Annotated in this window: 18 protein-coding genes and 1 pseudogene; 11 read left to right on the top strand and 8 right to left on the bottom strand. The window is 70.0% G+C overall.

Going from position 1 to position 16,842, the window contains the following annotated elements:
- Window positions 1-30 precede the first annotated feature (30 nt).
- The 6 genes from AOM45_RS13675 to AOM45_RS13650 all read left to right on the top strand — a co-directional run bounded on the left by AOM45_RS13675 (window position 31) and on the right by AOM45_RS13650 (window position 4,957).
- The gene (locus tag AOM45_RS13675) at window positions 31-795 is read left to right on the top strand and encodes an SDR family NAD(P)-dependent oxidoreductase (protein WP_030466747.1); all 765 of its coding nucleotides are present in this window, start codon (window positions 31-33) and stop codon (window positions 793-795) included.
- Between the two features lie 3 nt (window positions 796-798).
- Window positions 799-1,584, top strand: coding sequence for a ThuA domain-containing protein (locus AOM45_RS13670; protein WP_030466748.1), 786 nt, complete (start codon window positions 799-801; stop codon window positions 1,582-1,584).
- Window positions 1,585-1,974: 390 nt separating this feature from the next.
- Window positions 1,975-3,381, top strand: a complete 1,407-nt coding sequence (locus tag AOM45_RS13665) for an aromatic ring-hydroxylating oxygenase subunit alpha (RefSeq protein WP_201779952.1) — start codon at window positions 1,975-1,977, stop codon at window positions 3,379-3,381.
- Window positions 3,378-3,698 (top strand): 2Fe-2S iron-sulfur cluster-binding protein, encoded by a 321-nt coding sequence (locus tag AOM45_RS13660; RefSeq protein WP_236703447.1) that lies wholly within the window; start codon window positions 3,378-3,380, stop codon window positions 3,696-3,698. The genes AOM45_RS13665 and AOM45_RS13660 overlap by 4 nt, the downstream gene beginning before the upstream one ends.
- A 7-nt stretch (window positions 3,699-3,705) precedes the next feature.
- The gene (locus AOM45_RS13655; RefSeq protein WP_030466751.1) at window positions 3,706-3,921 is read left to right on the top strand and encodes a hypothetical protein; all 216 of its coding nucleotides are present in this window, start codon (window positions 3,706-3,708) and stop codon (window positions 3,919-3,921) included.
- Between the two features lie 4 nt (window positions 3,922-3,925).
- The gene (locus AOM45_RS13650; RefSeq protein WP_030466752.1) at window positions 3,926-4,957 is read left to right on the top strand and encodes an NADP-dependent oxidoreductase; all 1,032 of its coding nucleotides are present in this window, start codon (window positions 3,926-3,928) and stop codon (window positions 4,955-4,957) included.
- A 132-nt stretch (window positions 4,958-5,089) separates the two neighbouring features.
- Here AOM45_RS13650 and AOM45_RS13645 read toward each other — a convergent pair whose 3' ends face one another.
- From AOM45_RS13645 to AOM45_RS13630, 4 genes are all read right to left on the bottom strand, one after another.
- Window positions 5,090-5,404: a putative quinol monooxygenase gene (locus AOM45_RS13645; protein WP_030466753.1), complete on the bottom strand. Its 315-nt coding sequence runs from the start codon at window positions 5,402-5,404 to the stop codon at window positions 5,090-5,092.
- 278 nt (window positions 5,405-5,682) lie between these two features.
- Window positions 5,683-7,419 (bottom strand): PEP-utilizing enzyme, encoded by a 1,737-nt coding sequence (locus AOM45_RS13640; RefSeq protein ID WP_030466754.1) that lies wholly within the window; start codon window positions 7,417-7,419, stop codon window positions 5,683-5,685.
- Between the two features lie 32 nt (window positions 7,420-7,451).
- On the bottom strand, window positions 7,452-8,276 hold the full coding sequence (locus tag AOM45_RS13635; protein ID WP_201779950.1) for an SDR family NAD(P)-dependent oxidoreductase: 825 nt from the start codon (window positions 8,274-8,276) through the stop codon (window positions 7,452-7,454).
- Window positions 8,273-9,541, bottom strand: a complete 1,269-nt coding sequence (locus tag AOM45_RS13630) for an aromatic ring-hydroxylating oxygenase subunit alpha (RefSeq protein ID WP_030466756.1) — start codon at window positions 9,539-9,541, stop codon at window positions 8,273-8,275. The genes AOM45_RS13635 and AOM45_RS13630 overlap by 4 nt, the downstream gene beginning before the upstream one ends.
- Before the next feature lie 188 nt (window positions 9,542-9,729).
- On the opposite strand from AOM45_RS13630, the gene AOM45_RS51740 reads away from it, so the two are divergent.
- The 4 genes from AOM45_RS51740 (at window position 9,730) to AOM45_RS13615 (ending at window position 13,646) form a co-directional block, all read left to right on the top strand.
- Window positions 9,730-9,996, top strand: a complete 267-nt coding sequence (locus AOM45_RS51740; RefSeq protein WP_169792637.1) for a hypothetical protein — start codon at window positions 9,730-9,732, stop codon at window positions 9,994-9,996.
- Window positions 9,997-10,195: 199 nt separating this feature from the next.
- Window positions 10,196-11,206, top strand: a complete 1,011-nt coding sequence (locus tag AOM45_RS13625; protein ID WP_169774244.1) for a thiamine pyrophosphate-dependent dehydrogenase E1 component subunit alpha — start codon at window positions 10,196-10,198, stop codon at window positions 11,204-11,206.
- Window positions 11,207-11,211: 5 nt separating this feature from the next.
- Window positions 11,212-12,237 (top strand): alpha-ketoacid dehydrogenase subunit beta, encoded by a 1,026-nt coding sequence (locus tag AOM45_RS13620; RefSeq protein WP_030466758.1) that lies wholly within the window; start codon window positions 11,212-11,214, stop codon window positions 12,235-12,237.
- Window positions 12,234-13,646, top strand: coding sequence for a dihydrolipoamide acetyltransferase family protein (locus tag AOM45_RS13615; protein WP_201779949.1), 1,413 nt, complete (start codon window positions 12,234-12,236; stop codon window positions 13,644-13,646). Before AOM45_RS13620 ends, AOM45_RS13615 begins: the two co-directional genes overlap by 4 nt.
- A 27-nt stretch (window positions 13,647-13,673) precedes the next feature.
- Here AOM45_RS13615 and AOM45_RS13610 read toward each other — a convergent pair whose 3' ends face one another.
- Complete coding sequence (locus AOM45_RS13610) at window positions 13,674-14,279, bottom strand: TetR/AcrR family transcriptional regulator (protein WP_030466760.1); 606 nt, start codon at window positions 14,277-14,279, stop codon at window positions 13,674-13,676.
- 141 nt (window positions 14,280-14,420) lie between these two features.
- On the opposite strand from AOM45_RS13610, the gene AOM45_RS13605 reads away from it, so the two are divergent.
- Complete coding sequence (locus tag AOM45_RS13605) at window positions 14,421-15,074, top strand: TetR/AcrR family transcriptional regulator (RefSeq protein WP_201779948.1); 654 nt, start codon at window positions 14,421-14,423, stop codon at window positions 15,072-15,074.
- Between the two features lie 198 nt (window positions 15,075-15,272).
- Here the strand turns inward: AOM45_RS13605 and AOM45_RS13600 are convergent, their stop codons facing one another.
- The 3 genes and pseudogenes from AOM45_RS13600 to AOM45_RS53465 form a co-directional block, all read right to left on the bottom strand.
- On the bottom strand, window positions 15,273-16,433 hold the full coding sequence (locus AOM45_RS13600) for a thiolase family protein (RefSeq protein ID WP_030466762.1): 1,161 nt from the start codon (window positions 16,431-16,433) through the stop codon (window positions 15,273-15,275).
- On the bottom strand, window positions 16,430-16,714 hold the full coding sequence (locus AOM45_RS13595) for an OB-fold domain-containing protein (RefSeq protein WP_236703533.1): 285 nt from the start codon (window positions 16,712-16,714) through the stop codon (window positions 16,430-16,432). The genes AOM45_RS13600 and AOM45_RS13595 overlap by 4 nt, the downstream gene beginning before the upstream one ends.
- A 9-nt stretch (window positions 16,715-16,723) precedes the next feature.
- A pseudogene (locus AOM45_RS53465) lies at window positions 16,724-16,834 on the bottom strand (zinc ribbon domain-containing protein); the annotation flags it as partial.
- Window positions 16,835-16,842: the final 8 nt, after the last annotated feature.

Below are 16,842 nucleotides of genomic sequence, written 5' to 3'. Positions count from 1 at the left end.
CTGTTCCGCAATCACAAAGGAGTGACATCGATGGATCTGGGACTGACCGGCGCGAAGGCACTGGTGACCGGCGCGAGCCGGGGCATCGGCCGGGCGATCGCCGCAACCCTGGCGGCCGAGGGCTGCGCGCTGGCGCTGTGCGCCAGGGGCGAGGAGGCGCTCGCCAAGGCAGCGGCCGAACTGCGCGGCGAGGGTGCGACGGTGTTCGCCGAACCGGTCGACGTCACCGACCCGGCCGCGCTCGCGGGCTTCGTGGAGCGGGCGGCAGGTGAACTCGACGGCCTGGACCTGCTGGTGTCCAACGTGTCGGCTGGCAACGTCAAGGGCCCCGAGTCGTGGGAGGCCAGCCTGCGCGGTGACCTGATCCCGTTCGCGGGACTCGTCGAGGCGGCCATGCCCCACCTGGAGGCCTCCGACCGGGCCGCCGTGGTGGCCATCGGCACCACCAACGCCTCCGACACCGCCCGGCCTGCCGGTGCGAACTCCTATTCCGCCCTGAAGGCCGCCGTGGTCCAGCACGCTTCGGCACTCGCGCACGCACTCGCGCCGAAGGGCATCCGCGTCAACACCGTCTCGCCCGGCCCGATCGACTTTCCCGGCGGCGCCTGGGAGACCATCCGCACCAGCCGTCCGGAGGTGTACGCGGAGGTCCTCGCCAAGCTGCCGATCGGCCGCTACGGCACCGCGGAGGACGTGGCGGCCGCCGTGGCGTTCCTGCTCGGCCGGACCGGCTCCTTCTGCGTCGGGGTCAACCTGGTGGTGGACGGCGGGCTGCTGACCCGCGTCCAGTACTGAGCCGTGGTGGGCCCGGCCGGCCGCCTGGACGCCGTACTGGTCTGCGCCGGCAGGTGGCACGATTTCGACTACGCGCGGCTCCGGCTGCTCGAACTGCTCGGAGAGCATCCGAGGGTACGTACGACGGTCTTCCAGGACTACGACTGTGCCGCCGCGCTGGAGGGGGCCGACCTGCTGGTCACCTACACCTGCGATGTCCGGCCAAGCCCGGCGGAGCGGGCTGCACTGGCTGGGTTCGTCGAGCGGGGCGGACGCTGGCTGGCCCTGCACGGCACCAACTCGGTGATCGAGCCGCTGGCTTCCGGAGGACCGCGGGTGTTCACCACGCCGCGGCTCCTCGGCGAAGTAGCGGTCGTGCTCGGCAGCCAGTTCCTGGCCCACCCGCCGATCGAACCGTACGAGGTGCGGGTGACCCGGCCCGGCCATCCGCTGGTCGCTGGGATCGAACCGTTCACGGTCACCGACGAGCTGTACGTGTGCGAGCTGCACGGCGAGTTGGAGGTGCTGCTGCACGCCGAGTACACGGGGCCGTGCCGCGGGTTCGTCGAGGGTGGCGCGGCGGCTGCTGACGATGCACCCCGGCCGGTGCTGTATCTCAAGCGGTACGGGCTCGGAGAGGTCTGCTACTTCACCCTCGGCCATTGCCGCGGCCGCTACGACGTGCAGGACCTCGGTGTGGCGGACACCGGGCGCGTGGACCGGGGGCCGTGGCAGACACCGGAGTTCCTGACGGTGCTGCGGCGTTGTGTGGCACGGACGGTGGGCGCGCGGGGTCCGGTGGCCGGCTGAGCGCGCGCAACCACGAAGCACCCGTACTCGGCAACCGGCCGTGGAGTCTCGGGGCCGCCCGGCCGTTGATCTCCCTGGCGTGCAGGCGCTGGCAAGCAACCGGCGTCTCCTCGATCGAGAAGGTCTCGACGTGCGAGGAGACAAGTCCCTGCCGCGCCGGCTCGGCGACCTCCACCAGGAAACTTATGAGGTAGTACAGCCTCAAGGGCGTTGGAGTGTGTGACATGGCCCAGTGGGCTCTGGGCGGGGGTGGCCCCAGGTAGGTCCACGTGAGGCGGCGTACTTCGTGGAGAGCTCGGACGATGTGACGTTCGGACACCGACGTGAGTGTTGCTCCCGGCCGGAGACAGTAACTACACTCATTCTAAAGTTTCTGCCGGAGGAGAGATGATGGACGAATCATCGGGGCTGGGATCGGCTCGGTGCCCCGGACCCAGCGTCCAGGACTACCTCGACCGGGACAGCCGGCCAGTTCCACCGGCGCTGAGGCTCGACCACAACGACCACCTCGGCAGCGAGGACATCGACACCGCGCGCTTCACCTCCCGCGAATGGGCCGAGCGGGAGATGGAGCTCGTGTGGCGCCGCGTCTGGCAGTTCGCCTGCCTGGAGAGCGAGATACCCGAGGTCGGTGACCACGAGGTCTACGAGATCGGCAACGACTCGCTGATCATCGTGCGGACGGCCCCCGACGAGATACGCGCCTTCGTGAACGCGTGCCTGCACCGCGGCCGCAAACTGCGTACGAACGGCGGCAACGTCGGCGAGTTCCGCTGCGCGTTCCACGGGTTCACCTGGAACCTCGACGGCTCCTTCCAGAGCCCGCCGTGCGCCTGGGACTTCCCCCACATCACCCCGGAGAAGTTCACGCTGCCCGAGGCCAAGGTTGCCACCTGGCGCGGCTTCGTCTTCGTCAACATGGACCCGTACGCGGAGCCCTTCGACAGCTACCGCGGCACCTTCGACGAGTACTACATCTGGCCGTTGGAGGACCGCTACAAGTCGCTCCACATCGGCAAGGTGCTGCCCTGCAACTGGAAGATCGCGCAGGACGCTTTCATCGAGTCCTTCCACGTGATCGCCACGCATCCGCAGATGCTGCCGTGGCTCGCCGACGCCAACTCGCAGTACGACGTCATGGCCGACCAGCCCAACTGGAACCGGATGATCAACATTCAGGGCGCTCCCAGCCCCCACGTGGCGGACTCCGTCACGGAGGAGGACGTTCTGGAGACGTTCTACGACTCGCGCTCGTTCTACTCGGCGGCCCAGGGCCGTGACCTGGTGATGAAGGAAGGGGACGACCTCCCCGCCATCCCGCCCGGCGGCACCGCCCGTCAGGTCCTCGCCCAGCGGATGCGGGAGCAGCTGGCGGCCACCTCGCACCAGGACTTCTCGCAGACCGCCGACACCGAACTGCTCGACGCCATCAACTACCTGCTCTTCCCCAACTTCAACCCCTGGGGCGGCGCCAAGTCCAACATCATCTACCGGTTCCGGCCCAACGGTCTCGACCCGGACTCCTGCACCGCCGAGATCATCTTCATGTCCGCACCGAAGCAGCCCGGTGAGATGCCGCCGCCGGTCAAGATCCGCTGGGTGCCCGAGGACGTGCTCTTCGCGGACATCCCGGAACTGGGTGTGCTCGGGCCCGTCTTCGACCAGGACTGCGAGAACCTGCCCTACGTCCAGGAGGGCCTGAAGACGATGCGCAAACCGGGCATCACCCTGGCCAACTACCAGGAGAGCCGCATCCGTCACTTCAACCAGACGCTCGACCGGTGGATGAAGCGGTGACCGTGACCCACCGGGTGGCGATCCTGCCCTCCGGCGCCGAGATCGACGTCCTCGACGGGGAGGACCTGTTCACCGCCGCCCAGCGGCTCGGCTACCGCTGGCCCACCGTCTGCGGCGGCAAGGGCACCTGCCGCACCTGCTTCGTTCAGGTGGAGGAGGGTGCCGAGAACTGTTCGCCCGTGGGTCCGCTGGAACACGAGGGCATCGAGGCCCTGCGCAAGCCGGCGGACGGCCTGACCCGGCTCGCCTGCCGGCTCCGGGTCGAGGGCCCGGTGACCGTGACCAAGCGCGGCGTGCGCCGCCGAGTGCAGGAGTGAGGGGTCCATGCCCAAGCAAGTGATCCACCCGCTGACCGGGCACGTGTACCGGCTCACCGAGGACGGCCTGGTCGAGGTGACCGATCCCGGGACCGGAGCGCAGGGCATCTTCGACTTCCAGGCCCGCTGGCTGTCGGGCGAACTGCGCCACGCGGACCTCCAGATGGCCGGCTGGGTGGGCCGGTTCGCCCAGCGGCGCGTCGCCCGGCAGCAGGAGGAGTGAGCCGGTGACACCCCGCACCACCCGGGTGGTCTGTCTCGTACGCCGACCTGGGAAAGAACCGATCCCCGGTGACTTCGCCGTCGAGGAACGCCCCCTGCCGCCCCTCGGTGAGGGGCAGGTCCTCGTCCGCAATCTCTACATGAGCGTCGACCCGTCCATGCGCGGGCGGCTGGAGACCACCGAGAAGCACTACACGCACAACTTCGCCCCCGGATCACCGCTCGACGGGCGCGCCCTCGGTGTCGTGGAGGAGAGCCGCTGTCCCTCCGTACCGCCGGGTGCCTTCGTACGTCACCAGCTGGGCTGGCGGGAGCGGGCCGTCCTGGTGGGGGCGGACACCGACGGGGCGGATCGCATCGACCCGCGACTCGCCCCGCTGCCTACTTGGTTGGGGCTGCTCGGTCAGACGGGATTCACCGCGTACGTGGGCCTGACCCGGATCGCGGCGCTGCGCCCCGGCGACACCGTCTTCGTGTCGGCGGCTGCCGGGGCCGTCGGCACCGCCGCCGGCCAGTTCGCGCGCATGCTGGGCGCGGAACGAGTGATCGGTACCGCCGGCGGGCCCGACAAGTGCGCCCTGCTGGTCGAGGAGTTCGGCTACGACGCGGCCGCGGACTACCGTGCCCAGCCAGTGCGCGAGGCGCTGGCCCGGCTGGCACCCGACGGGATCGACGTGTACTTCGACAACGTGGGCGGTGAGCAGCTCGCCGCGGCCCTGCACGCGCTGCGGACCGGTGGCCGAGTCGCCCTCTGCGGCATGATGTCGCAGTTCGGGGGCGGCCGGCGGACCGCGGACATCAACCACTTGATCCAAGCGGTCCTCAAGCGGCTGACGTTGTGCGGTTTCATCGTCCGCGACCACGACGACCTGCGGCCGGAGTTCGAGCAGCGGGTCGCGGGCTGGCTGCGCTCGGGCCGGATCGTCGCCCGCGAAACAGTGGTGGACGGCCTCGAGCACGCGGCCGAGGCACTGCTCTCCCTCCTCGGCGGCGGCAACATCGGCAAAATGCTGGTGAGGCTGACGCCGGACCCGTAGGACGGCACGCCTGGCCTGAGCGGCTTGCTCGGTATGCCGGACACCGAGGGCGTACGCGTACGCGCCCGCCTCTGTCTCAAGCCAACACAGAGCCGCCTGAGTTCCTGGCATTGGCCTTAAGGGCGTGGGGTCTCAACGCATGGTTCGTGTTTCGGCGACGCTGTGCACGTTCAGGGAGACTCCCACCCTGGTCAGCCCGGCCACCGCCGTCCGGAAATCCTTGATGTGCGGGGTGGTGAAGTGTTCGTCGAGGGCCTGCTGGGAGACCCAGCGTTCGAACACCCGAATGCGTCCCGCCTGGGTGGGGTCCGCCGTGATGGCGTAGTCCAGGCAGCCCGGCTCCGTCTCCAGGGTCCGCTCCTGGACCTCGACGAGATGTCCCAGCATGGTGTCGCGCTCCTCGGGCGCGTACTCCATCCATCCGGCGACGATGATTTCCTCGGACACAGTCGTCCTTTCCTCGTGTTACCACCTTGCGCCATCGGCAGGCCAGCACGGCAGGGTTGCCGTCCGACCAGCTGCGCGTCAGCGTGCGGTGGGTGAAGCGCCAGCCGTCGGCGTACGCCGCAATGCGTCGTCGTCGCGCCCGGCGACCACGTGAGCTCGCCGCCCGGCGTGTTCCGGCGGATGTGCTGGGCGAGGATGCAGGCCCTTGCTGCGGACGGCCAGGCTCACCCTCGGGCCACTGCGCACGGCAGCGACCCGAGGGTGGCGTTCGGTCGGTTTCAGAGATGGGCGGCCACCGGGACGCCGTCGACGGTGACCGTGCCCCGCTCACCGTCGACCGTGATCACCATGCCGTCACGCAGCCGCTGCGTACCGTCCTCGACGGAGATGACGGCGGGAATGCCCAGCTCACGGCAGACCACGACAGCGTGGCTGTTGAGCGCGCCGACATCCACGACGGCCGCTCCGGCGACGAGGAACAGCGGGGTCCAGGCGGCGTCGGTGATCGGTGCCACCAGCACCTCGCCCGGCTCCAGCGCCTCGCACGAGGCCGGATCGGTGACGACCCGGACCCTACCGGTGTACGTGCCGTAGCTGCCGCCGACGCCTTTGAGCACGTCGCCCTCGACAGCGGCCTCAGTGTGCTCTTCGCTGCGCCGCGGCCAGCTGTCGATCTCGGTCCGGGAGTCGTCCGCGATGAAGAACGGCGGTTCCAGTTCGCGCAGTTCGCCGTACTCCTGAAGCCGCTGGGCGATGACGGGGCCGAAGCGGTCCGGATCGGCGACATAGTCGTCGAGCTCGGTGTCCAGCAGCATCATCACGTCTTCGGGTTGAGCGAAGCGTCCTGCCTCGACACCGCGCCGGCCGAGTTCGCGGATCGCCATCCGGATTTCGTTGATGACGGTGACGCAGTTCGCCTTGGTTCGCTCGCGCGCCGGGATCCACACGTTGGACGCATGCATTCCGGCGTCGAACATCGGCTGCACGTCCTCGGGGAGGGCCCCACGGACCTCCGCCGCCGTCGCTTGACGGTGTGCCGTGAGCCGCTGGTGCCGCGCGGCCGGGGAATCACCGTCGGAGCTGTGCCGGATCCGGTCGACCAGGGACAGCGCCTGGATCGGGGCGGCCTCCCAGGACAGCGCGTGGATGTCCCACTCGTTGGGGCCGCGGTCGCCGGACGCGGCGAGGAACTCGGCGAAGGAGTCCCGGAACGCCGTCACGTCCCCGGTCGCTTCCTCGAGCGACTGCTCGACCGCCAACGGGCCCTGGTCGAACAGTGCCGTCAGTTCGGCGGAGGCCGCCACCTGCCGGGACAGCGCCCACAGGCCCGCCGAGGGGGCGGCCGAGTCGACGTCACCCAGCCCTCCGATGAGATCGAGCATCGCGCCGGGACGATCGACGCTCGCGCACAGCGGGCCGAGAATGGCGGGTCCGACCGACGCGGGCAGCGACGACTCGACGTGCCGTTGGAAGGTCGTCTCGACGTCGTCGAGCAGGCCGCGCGCCCACGCCACCAGCTCGGCGTCGGACAACCGCGAGAGGTCGGGCCGCTCGCGGCGGATCCGGCGCAGCCGCTCGTGGTCGGCGTCGGCCTCCGGGTAGCCGCTCTGGCCGAGCATCTGCTGGAGGATCCCGCCGGCCTTGGCCGTCAGGTCCGCGTCCTGGTCGTCGGGGTGCGCCACGTACGCCGGGGTGTCGGAGCGCTGGCCGACGAAGGCCGCGTCGATCTGGTCGGCGGTCTGCCCCATGCGGATGCCGAACAGCCGCAGGTGCGAGAGGTTGAGGTAGAAGTAGCCGCCGAAGATTCCGACGAACGGGGGCCGGGTGCCGGCGACCTCCTCATCGCGGTAGATGCCGAAGTCGACGAAGCCGCGGCGCCAGCCCTGCAGGCCGCGCCCCCAGACCAGGCTCCAGCCCAGCGGGCTGGCCGGTTCCGGCAGGGTCTCGCCCGCGTTGGCCCTGGTGTAGTGGGGCAGTCGCTCGTTGCGCTGCCAGTCGATGATCCAGTGCTTCATGGTGATGGGGCTCCTGCTGTCCGCTGCTCCGCTCACCACTGCGCCGTGCCGCCGTCGACGCTGATGAGCGTGCCGGTGATGCCCACGCCCGCGTCGCTCGCGAGCAGCCTGGCGACTCCCGCGATCTGCTCGACGGTGGTGATCTTCTTGGTGGCGGCGTGCTCGGCGAACCGGCCCAGCCACTCCTCGTAACTGATGCCCTCGGCCTCGGCCGCGGCTGGTCCCGCGGCACGCATCAGGTCGGTGTCGACGGCGCCGGGGCAGATCGCGTTGCAGGTGATGCCCAGGGTGCCGTACTCGAAGGCGGTCGCCTTGGTCAGACCGTGGATGGCGTGCTTGTTGGTGATGTAGTGGCTGATCGCGGGCTTGTTGGCCTGCTTGCCCTCGACCGAGGAGATGTTGATGACCCGCCCCCAGCCGCCTTCCAGCATGGGCTTCAGCGCACGGCGGGTGCCGTAGAAGTAGGCGTTGAGGTTCAGGTCGAGCGCCTTGTGCCACGCCTCGTCGCCCAGCTCGTGGATCAGGGCGAAGCCCTCGGTGCCGCCGACGTTGTTGACCATGATGTCCAGTCGGCCGAAGCGCTCGACCGTCCAGTCGACGAGTGCCTCGATGTCCGCCTGGCTGTTCGAGTCGCAGGCGTGGAAGACGGCCTTCTCGCCGGCCTGGAGCTCCTCCAGCGCCTGCTTGCCCTTGACATCCGAGCGGCCGCTGAGCACGACCGTTGCCCCGTCGGCCAGGAAGGCCTCGGCGATGGCGCGGCCGATACTGCGCGTGCTGCCCGTGATCACTGCGACACGTCCGTCGAGGCTGCCCGTAGCCACCATGTTGTTCTCCTGCGAGGGTTGTTGGTTCGTCATCTGGACGCCTCGTCCAGGAGGCGGTGGATGGTGCGGTGGAAGTGCTGGAGCCCGGGTTCGTTGCGTCCGAAGACGAAGTCGGTTCCGGCGAGGGCCTTCAGCCCCCGCTGCACTCCGTAGGTGGTTGCGTAGTCCTCGTCGCGGACCACCTCGTAGAACCACTCGCCGAACTGGTCGGCGGCGTGACGTTCCTCCTCGGTGACGGCAGGCTCGCGCAGCAGGACGATCTGCTGGGTCACCGATTCGGTGGCAGTACGGGGAATCACGAGGGACACGGCGATCTTGTTGCGCCAGGTGCCGGCGATGGCCAGACCGGGGAAGAGCCAGTAGATGGCTCCCACGACGTCGCCCGGATCGCGCTGCTCCGGGGGCAGTTCCACCAGATCGGCGACGGGTCGCAGGGCGGCGCCGAGACGCTGGTGGGGGCCCCAGGTGTCATGGGCCATCATGTTGGAGAAGTTCGTCTCGAAGACCGTCTTCGTGTGCAGTGAAGCGAAGTGGTAGGTCTCCAGGTACCCGTCGAGGGTGATCTTCCAGTTCGGGCTGGTCAGCTCACGGGTCGCGTAGTGGTGGCAGTCCGCGAAGCGGAGTCCTTCCAGGAGCGGCTGCAAGCCTCCCAGCCAGGCGTCCAGGTCGTGCTCGGCGGCCGGATCCAGCGATACGAAGACGATGCCGGCGCGCTCACCGACGGGGAGCTGGATCAGGCTGCGCTTCTCGCGTGGCACTTCGCCGAAGGTCTTCTCGGCGTACACGCCGCGCAGTTCGCCCGACAGGTCGTACGACCAGGCGTGGTAAGGGCAGGTGATCCGCTTCGCCACGCCGCAGCCCGGCTCGACGAGTTCGGCGCCGCGGTGGCGGCAGGCGTTGATCATCGCGTGCACGACGCCCTTGCGGTCCCGGGTGATCAGAATGGGGACGCCGAGCACGTCCAACGCCTTGTAGGTGCCCGGTCCGGGGAGCTCGCACGACATGGCCAGGGGCAGCGGAACGCTCCGGTGGACGGCGTCCATCTCCCGCAGCCAGCGGTCGGCGTCGAGGTAGTTGTCGACGGGTTCCGTCCACTGCTCCTCGGCTTCGTGCGTGGTGTTGTTGATGTAGTGCTCGACGACACGCTCGGCGAGTTCGGCCGCGTCCTGCCGCGTCGCGACGCCCGCGGCGTCCGTGGAGCGGTCCTGGCCGATCCATGAGGTGTATTCCGGAGCGGGGGGCGGTAGGGGGCGATCGTCGTCCGCCGTTCGGGTCTCCGGTGAATTGATCTGGACCACGGTGTCCTCAATCCTCCCAGCCGCGAGCTGGTGAAGGGGTCCTGGTGCTACAGCTGCGCTGTGACCGACACAACAACAGGAGTTAGTGGTGTGTGTCAATAGTAAGTGCTGAACTTCGCGGGGCGGCATCCCAGAGCTCACCCCGCCTTCTGTGAAAGAGACACGCTCGGCTCGACGGGATCTTTCTGTTGAGTGGCTCCAGCTACTCGGTGAGATGGCTGGGCAGACCGGCGGAGAGGTGGCCCGATGGCCGATGGGGCGACCGGTCCAGTCGAGGCGCCCGGACGGGCGCGGATGTCCACCTCTTCGAGGCGGGGGTCGTGGTGCGGGGCCTGGAAGTGGTGGAGCGCTTCTGCGGTGAGGCGCTCGGCTGTGCCCCCGTGCGCCGCTCCCACATCTCGCGGGCGATCGCCGGCTCGGCCGGACTCGGCGGGCAGCTCCTCGTCGTCGTCTGACTCGAGGTGCCGTCCAGTGGCTGGATCAAGCTGACCCAGCCTCGGGTGAGGGCGCGTGGCGGCGGTCCCGACGCCGGTTGAGTCCTGCCCATAGTAATTAGAGAACCTCTTCAGTAAGGTGCCCCTGGCTAGTTACTGTATACCGATACAACAAAGTCCGATCGCTGGTTACACCTCGCTCGGGGCGAAGGGACGGACGATGGCTCAGAGGACATCGAAGAAGTCGGCCGATCCGGCCGCGAACCAGGAAACCGCGCAGGTCGTCAAGGATCTGCACGAGCGCATGGTGCGCATCCGGCTGTTCGAGACCGAGGCAGGCAAGCTCATGGAGGCGGGCAGACTGCCCGGTTTCCTGCACCTCTACGTCGGCCAGGAAGCCGTGGCCGCCGGCGTGATGGCGGCCCTGCGCGACGACGACCAGATCACTTCCACCCACCGGGGCCACGGGCACGCGGTGGCCAAGGGCGTCGGCCTGCGTGAGATGTACGCCGAGCTGTACGGCCGGGTCACCGGCGCCTGCCTCGGCCGCGGCGGGAGCATGCACATCAACGACCTCACCCGCGGCATGCTCGGCGCCAACGGAATCGTCGGGGCGGGCGTCCCGATCGCCGTGGGTGCCGCCTTCGCCGCCCGGTACAAGGGCGAGGACAGCGTTGCTGTGACCTTCTTCGGCGATGGCGCCACCAACATCGGCGCCTTCCACGAGGGCGCGAACATGGCCGCGATCCTCGGCCTGCCGGTGGTCTTCGTCTGCGAGAACAACGGCTACGCGGAGTTCACCCCGCAGTCCGGGCACATGCTGCTCACCGACGTCGCCGACCGGGCCGCCGCCTACGGCATGCCCGGTGTGATCGTCGACGGCATGGACGCACTCGCCGTCCACCGCGCCGCCGCCGACGCCGTCGCACGGGCTCGGGCGGGCGCCGGTCCGATGATGATCGAGGCCAAGACCTACCGCTTCTACGACCACCAGGGCGTCAAGGGACTGCGTCACCCCTACCGCTCGGACGAGGAGGTCGCCGAGTGGAAGGCCCGTGACCCCATCGACCTGCTGGAGGCCCGGGCCGTCGCCGACGGCACCGCCACGCGCGCCGAGCTGGACGAGGTGTGGCAGCGCACCCGCGACGAGGTCGCCGAGGCCATCGCGTACGCCGAGGCGAGCCCTCTGCCCGACCCAGCCGACCTGCTGCTCAACGTCTACTCGGGATGACCGCCATGACCACCATCACCGAAGCACGGGCCGCCGCGCCGGACGGCACGGCCCGCAAACTGAGTTACGTCAAGGCCTTCAACGAGGGACTCGCGCAGGCCATGCGCGAGGACGAGAACGTCTTCGTCGCCGGCGAGGACGTGGCCGGTTACGGCGGCGTGTTCCGCATGTTCGACAACCTGCTCGACGAGTTCGGGCCCCGCCGCATGATCGACACACCCATCTCGGAGGCCGCGCTGGTCGGCCTCGGTGTCGGCGCCGCCGCGCGTGGCCTGCGACCCGTCGTCGACCTGATGTTCATGGACTTCATCGGCGTCTGCCTCGACCAGATCGTCAACCAGGCCGCCAAGATGAAGTACATGTTCGGCGGCGCCCTGTCCGTGCCGCTCACCATCACCACCGCCTCCGGCGCGGGCCTCGGCGCAGCCGCCCAGCACAGCCAGAGCCTGGAGGCCTGGCTCGCCCATGTTCCCGGCCTCAAGGTGGTCATGCCGTCCGACGCGTACACCGCCAAGGGCCTGACCGTCTCGGCCATCCGGGACGACAACCCGGTCGTCGTGATGCTGAACAAGGTCCTGCTGGGCAGCGCCGGCGAGGTGCCCGAGGAGATCTACGGCATTCCGCTGGGCCAGGCGCACACCGCGCGGCAGGGCTCCGACGTCACCGTCATCGCCCTGGGCCGCATGGTGGGCGAGGCCCTCGCGGCGGCCGACGAACTCGCGGTTCAGGGGGTGGAGATCGAGGTGATCGACCCCCGTACCGTGCAGCCCCTGGACACCGAGACCATGTTCGCCTCCGTGCGCCGGACCAACCGGGCGCTCGTGGTGCACGAGGCCGTCACCTTCGGCGGACTCGGCGCGGAGATCGCCGCCCAGATCCAGGACGCGGCCTTCGACCACCTGGACGCGCCGGTCCTGCGCATCGGCGCCCCCTTCTCCCCGGTTCCCTTCTCCCCGGTCCTCGAGAAGGCGTACGTGCCCGATCGCGCGCGGATCGCCGAGGGCTGCCGCCGCCTTCTCGAAAGGTCGTGACCGACGTGGCGGTCGAGGTTCTGCTGCCGAAGATCGGTCTCTCCATGCAGGAAGGCATGATCGACGAGTGGCTCGTGGCCACCGGCGCCGTCGTCGCCGAGGGTGACGCACTGCTGCGGCTGGCCACCGACAAGGTGGACGTGGACATCGAGGCGGAGGCCGGGGGAATCTTCCACCCCGTGGTTCCGGCGGGGACCACGGTCCCGCCCGGGGCCCTCATCGGCTGGCTGCTGGCGGAGGGCGAGCAGCCACCGGATCCAAGGGGTACGCCGATGTCCGCCGGGCCCGCGGCCGTGGAGCCCGTGCTCGTCGGCGCTGCCTCTGCGGTGCCGACCCCGAACGGCGCGGCGAGCTCTCCCAACGGCAGCGCCGCCCCACGCGGCGCCGGTGGCCGGCTCCTGTCCTCACCGAACGCACGGCGGGTGGCGGCCGCGGCCGACGTCGATCTCACCGCGGTACGCGGCACCGGACCCGGTGGGCGGATCATCTCCGAGGACGTCGAGGAGTTCTTGGCTGCCTTCCCCGGCGGCCTCGTCGCACCGGCCCCGCCGGGCGCTTCCGCCTCGCCGCTGGTGCGCAAGCTGGCGAAAGAACGGGGCATCGATCTCTCCGAGGTGAACGGCACCGGCCCGGGCGGCTGGATCCGCAGGGCCGACCTCGAGGCCGTCACGCCGACGCCCGCGCCGACGCCCGCGCGCCGCACTGCGGACGAACCCCAGGCCGGCGATGTCCTCCCGCTCACCGGGATGCGCGGCACCATCGCCCGCCGGATGCACGCCAGCCTCCAGGAGATGGCGCAGCTGACACACGGCTACGAAGTGCGGATGGACGCCGTGGTGTCCCTGCGGGAGCGGCTCAAGGAGGAGTGGGCCGACGGTGACCTGCCGGTGCCCAGCCTCAACGACTTCCTGCTCAAGGCCGCCGCGCTGGCGCTGCGCCGGCACCCGCTGCTCAACGCGACGGTGCGGGAGGACGGCATCCATCTGCTCGGCGCCATCCACCTCGGGTTCGCGGTGGCCGTTCCGGGTGGCCTGCTGGTCCCGGTGATCGAGGACGCTGAGGCACTGCCGCTGCCCGAGATCGCCCGCCGGTCGAGGGCCCTGGCGGAGGCCGCGCGCGAGGGGCGGATCTCTCCGGCTCAGCTGGAAGGCGCCACTTTCACGGTCACTTCGCTGGGCGGATACGGCGTCGACTTCTTCACGCCCGTCATCAACACCGGAAATGTCGCGATTCTCGGTGTGGGCAGGCTCAAGGACGGCGTCGAGTGGGTGGACGACCGGCCTGTGCGGACGCGTGTGCTCACCCTGAGCCTGACCTTCGACCACCGCGCCGTCGACGGGGCACCCGCGGCCGAATATCTGCGCACGATCGGTGAACTGCTGCGCAAGCCCCTGCGTCTGCTGGTGTGATCCGAGGTCTCGGCGACCCCGGTCCGCTCAGGTGGCCGGGTCGGCGATCCGCTCGGCGAGCAGGCCGACCTCACGGACGAAGGAGCGGTGGCCGAGCGAGCGGTAGACGTCGTCACCGCGGACCTGCGAGATCGCCGCGGTCTCCAACAGCGCCAGCAGACCCAGGGCGATCACCGCCGCCTCGGCGTCGGAGACCGACGTGCGGGCCTTGCGGATCAGCAGCACCAGTTCACGCACCAGCGCCGTACGGCTCTCCTGCCGCAGCGCCTCCGCGTCCTGGCTCATGCCGGCCGACGACACGAAGAACACGGTGGCGGCCGACCGGTGCTCGCCCAGCCAGGCCAGCAGCGCGGTGACGGCGGGACCGATGTCGGAGTCGGAAGTGTGGGCCTCGGTGAGCGCCTCCATCTGCTCGCGCAGCGCGGCCGCGAACACCCGCATACCTTCCACCAGGACCTGGTCCTTGGAGGAGAAGTGGTAGTACACCGCAGCCGAGGTCATCTCCGCGCGAGCGGCGATGTCGGCCACCGTCACCTCGTCCGGCGGCTGGGTGGCGAACAGCTCGGTGGCCGCCTCGATCACCCACTGCTTGCGCGAAGGGCGGTGAGCAGCGCGGGTTCTGGGCGTCGTCATGATGTCAAGTATGCCGGGAGCCTTGAGCTCTGGAGTCATCTGTGCAGCTGGAGTTACGCGTTCCAACGTCGGAGTTACTGGATAGCATGGTCAGTAAACGGGACGCGCGGACGCGGTTCACGGCAGTCGCAGGGGAGCATGATGGCCAGCACGGAGAACGGCAAGCAGCCTGCCCACCGCCCCTCGCGACGGCAGCACATCATCACCGCCGCCGTACGGGTGTTCGGCCGGAACGGATTCGCGGAGACCAGCATCCAGGACATCGCCGACGAGGCCCAAGTCGTGCCCACGGCCGTCTACTACCACTTCGACGGCAAGGAGGAGCTGCTCGAACTCGCCATGCGCCGGGTCTTCGACCAGCTGAACGCGGTCGTGGAGGCGGCCCGGCCGGAGTCCGAGCCGGGTGACGCGGAGGGCCTGCTGAGGGTCATCGACGCCGTGTGGGACTGGGTGGAGCGGAACCCGGACGAGGCCCGCCTCTACCAGGTACAGGTCGCCTCGGCCAGCGGCAGCGTCAAGGCGCTGAGGGACGAGTTCGAACAGCGGCACGTCCAGCGAGGCTACGACTATCTGCCCGAGGGCATCACCCGCAGCCCCCGGGCGGCCAAGTCACGGCACGCGGCGCAGGCACTCGCGGTCCGCACCCTGATCAGTGCGACCATGCTCGTCACGGCACTGCGGGCCGAGGGAGGGCCGCTGTCCCAACTGCCGTCCCAGGCCGTGCTGGAGGCGGTGAGGTCGTTGGCGCTGCGCATCGTCGCCGCCGACCAGAAGCCGGCCGCCGCACAGACCTGACGCACACGTCGGCTCACCGGGTCAGCGTTTCACCAGGGCAACGGCTCGCGGCCCGCGACCAGCCCACCCGTCGTCTCGTGGCCCTCCGGCAGCGTCGCCGGCCAGGCCGGGGTATCCGCGCCCCTTCGGGCTGCGCGGGGCGGCCGGACCGCCCATCCCGCTGCGGGTCCGCCCAGTGTCGGCTGCGTCCGCTGCCTCTCAGACCGTCAGCACCGCGCACGCACTGATACCGGGCGCCCCGTACACATGCGTGAAGCCCACCTGGGGAGCGCCCGGTACCTGCACTCCCGGCGCCCGGCCCTGCAACTGCCGTACGACTTCGTGGAACTGGCGCAGCCCCGAGGCGCCGACGGGCTCACCGCCGGCCAGGCAGCCGCCGTCGGTGTTGACCGGGATCCGGCCCGTGGCGTCGGTGTCCCCGGCGGCCAGCAGTTCCTCCTGCTCGCCGTGGCCGCAGAGCCCGGTCTCCGCCAGGTGGATCAGCTCCGAGCCGCTGTCGGTGTCCTGCAGCTGAGCGACCCGCACATCCGCCGGCCGCAGACCGGCCCGGCGGAAGACCGCCTCCGCGGCGTCCACACTCGGGCTGCGGTGCGGCCCCGGCGGCAGCCAGGGCGAGAACACCTCGAACGACCCGAACCGCCGGGTGCGCAGCGCCAACGACGCCAGTCTGACCGGACGTTCGCACAGGTCGAAGGCGCGGTCGCCGAGGGCCAGGACCAGTGCCGCCGCACCCTGCCCTGGCGAGCAGAACATGTACTGGGTGAGCGGGGGACTGACCTCGGCGGAGTCGAGGATCTCCTGCTCCGTGAGCGGCTTGCGCCGCCAGGCCATGGGGTGCTGGGCGCCGTTGCGGAAGGCCCGTGCCGCGACCATGGCCAGCGCCCGTTCCGAGACTCCGTGCTCGTGCAGATACCGCCGGGTCTTCAGGGCGAAGAATTGGGTCGTCAGCATCATGCCGCTCTCGGCGTACCAGTCGCCAAGGCCGTAGCGGGCCGCGGACACGGTGAAAGCGCCCCGCTCGTGCTTGTCGAAGCCCACCGCCAGGCCCAGCGAGGCCTCGCCCGCGCGGAGGGCGTTGGCCACCGCGAGCACGGTCGAGGCGCCGGTCGCGCAGCCGTTCTGCACGTTGACGAACGGCACACCGGTCAGACCCAGGCGGCCCACCAGCGTGTCGGGCTTGCCGGACACGTCGGAGCCGCCGGCCGCGTAGCCGATGTCCTCCCAGCCGACACCGGCGTCGGCCAGCGCCTCGCGCACGGCCCGCTCGGCCATGGCCATCCCGGTGACGGTCTCGTCGCGGCCGAAGGGGTGCATACCGCAGCCGACCACGTAAACCTCGTCGGACCTCGCCCTGGTCATCTGTCCTCTTCCGGGTCCGGGCGGAACGCGAAGGTCAGCACCTCGGTCCCGTCCTCGTCGTGGTAGGCGGGCATCGTGGTGAGCCGGACCGGCAGCCCGATCCGCATCTGCCGGCGGGGCACCTCCAGCCGCGCCTCGACCAGCACCTCACCGAGGTCCACATAGCCCACGTGATACGGCTGGAAGCCCCCGGACGGCGGCCGGTACGGCGGCTTGGGCGGGAACGCCTGGAGTGTCCACGACCACACCAGGCCCCGCACCGGCAGCACATGCGCGGACATGGCACCGACGGCACACCGGGGACACGAGTCTTGCCGGGGGAAGACGACAGTGTGGCATCCGGAGCATCGCGCGCCCACGAGCCGCAGGGGATCGGCACCCTCGAACAGGCCCTCGGCCATGAGCCTGG

This window comes from Lentzea aerocolonigenes (assembly GCF_000974445.1).
GTDB classification, from domain to species: domain Bacteria; phylum Actinomycetota; class Actinomycetes; order Mycobacteriales; family Pseudonocardiaceae; genus Lentzea; species Lentzea aerocolonigenes.
The sequence above is the reverse complement of the archived record's forward strand: the minus strand, read 5'-3'. Positions and strand labels throughout refer to the sequence as shown.

Bases quoted from the DNA above. Each gene is read 5' to 3' on its own strand.
- AOM45_RS13675 (WP_030466747.1), top strand. From the start codon at position 31: ATGGATCTGGGACTGACCGGCGCGAAGGCACTGGTGACCGGCGCGAGC.
- AOM45_RS13665 (WP_201779952.1), top strand. From the start codon at position 1,975: ATGGACGAATCATCGGGGCTGGGATCGGCTCGGTGCCCCGGACCCAGC.
- AOM45_RS13655 (WP_030466751.1), top strand. From the start codon at position 3,706: ATGCCCAAGCAAGTGATCCACCCGCTGACCGGGCACGTGTACCGGCTC.
- AOM45_RS13640 (WP_030466754.1), bottom strand. From the start codon at position 7,419: ATGAAGCACTGGATCATCGACTGGCAGCGCAACGAGCGACTGCCCCAC.
- AOM45_RS13635 (WP_201779950.1), bottom strand. From the start codon at position 8,276: ATGACGAACCAACAACCCTCGCAGGAGAACAACATGGTGGCTACGGGC.
- AOM45_RS13625 (WP_169774244.1), top strand. From the start codon at position 10,196: ATGGCTCAGAGGACATCGAAGAAGTCGGCCGATCCGGCCGCGAACCAG.
- AOM45_RS13620 (WP_030466758.1), top strand. From the start codon at position 11,212: ATGACCACCATCACCGAAGCACGGGCCGCCGCGCCGGACGGCACGGCC.
- AOM45_RS13610 (WP_030466760.1), bottom strand. From the start codon at position 14,279: ATGACGACGCCCAGAACCCGCGCTGCTCACCGCCCTTCGCGCAAGCAG.
- AOM45_RS13605 (WP_201779948.1), top strand. From the start codon at position 14,421: ATGGCCAGCACGGAGAACGGCAAGCAGCCTGCCCACCGCCCCTCGCGA.
- AOM45_RS13600 (WP_030466762.1), bottom strand. From the start codon at position 16,433: ATGACCAGGGCGAGGTCCGACGAGGTTTACGTGGTCGGCTGCGGTATG.
- AOM45_RS13595 (WP_236703533.1), bottom strand. From the start codon at position 16,714: ATGTCCGCGCATGTGCTGCCGGTGCGGGGCCTGGTGTGGTCGTGGACA.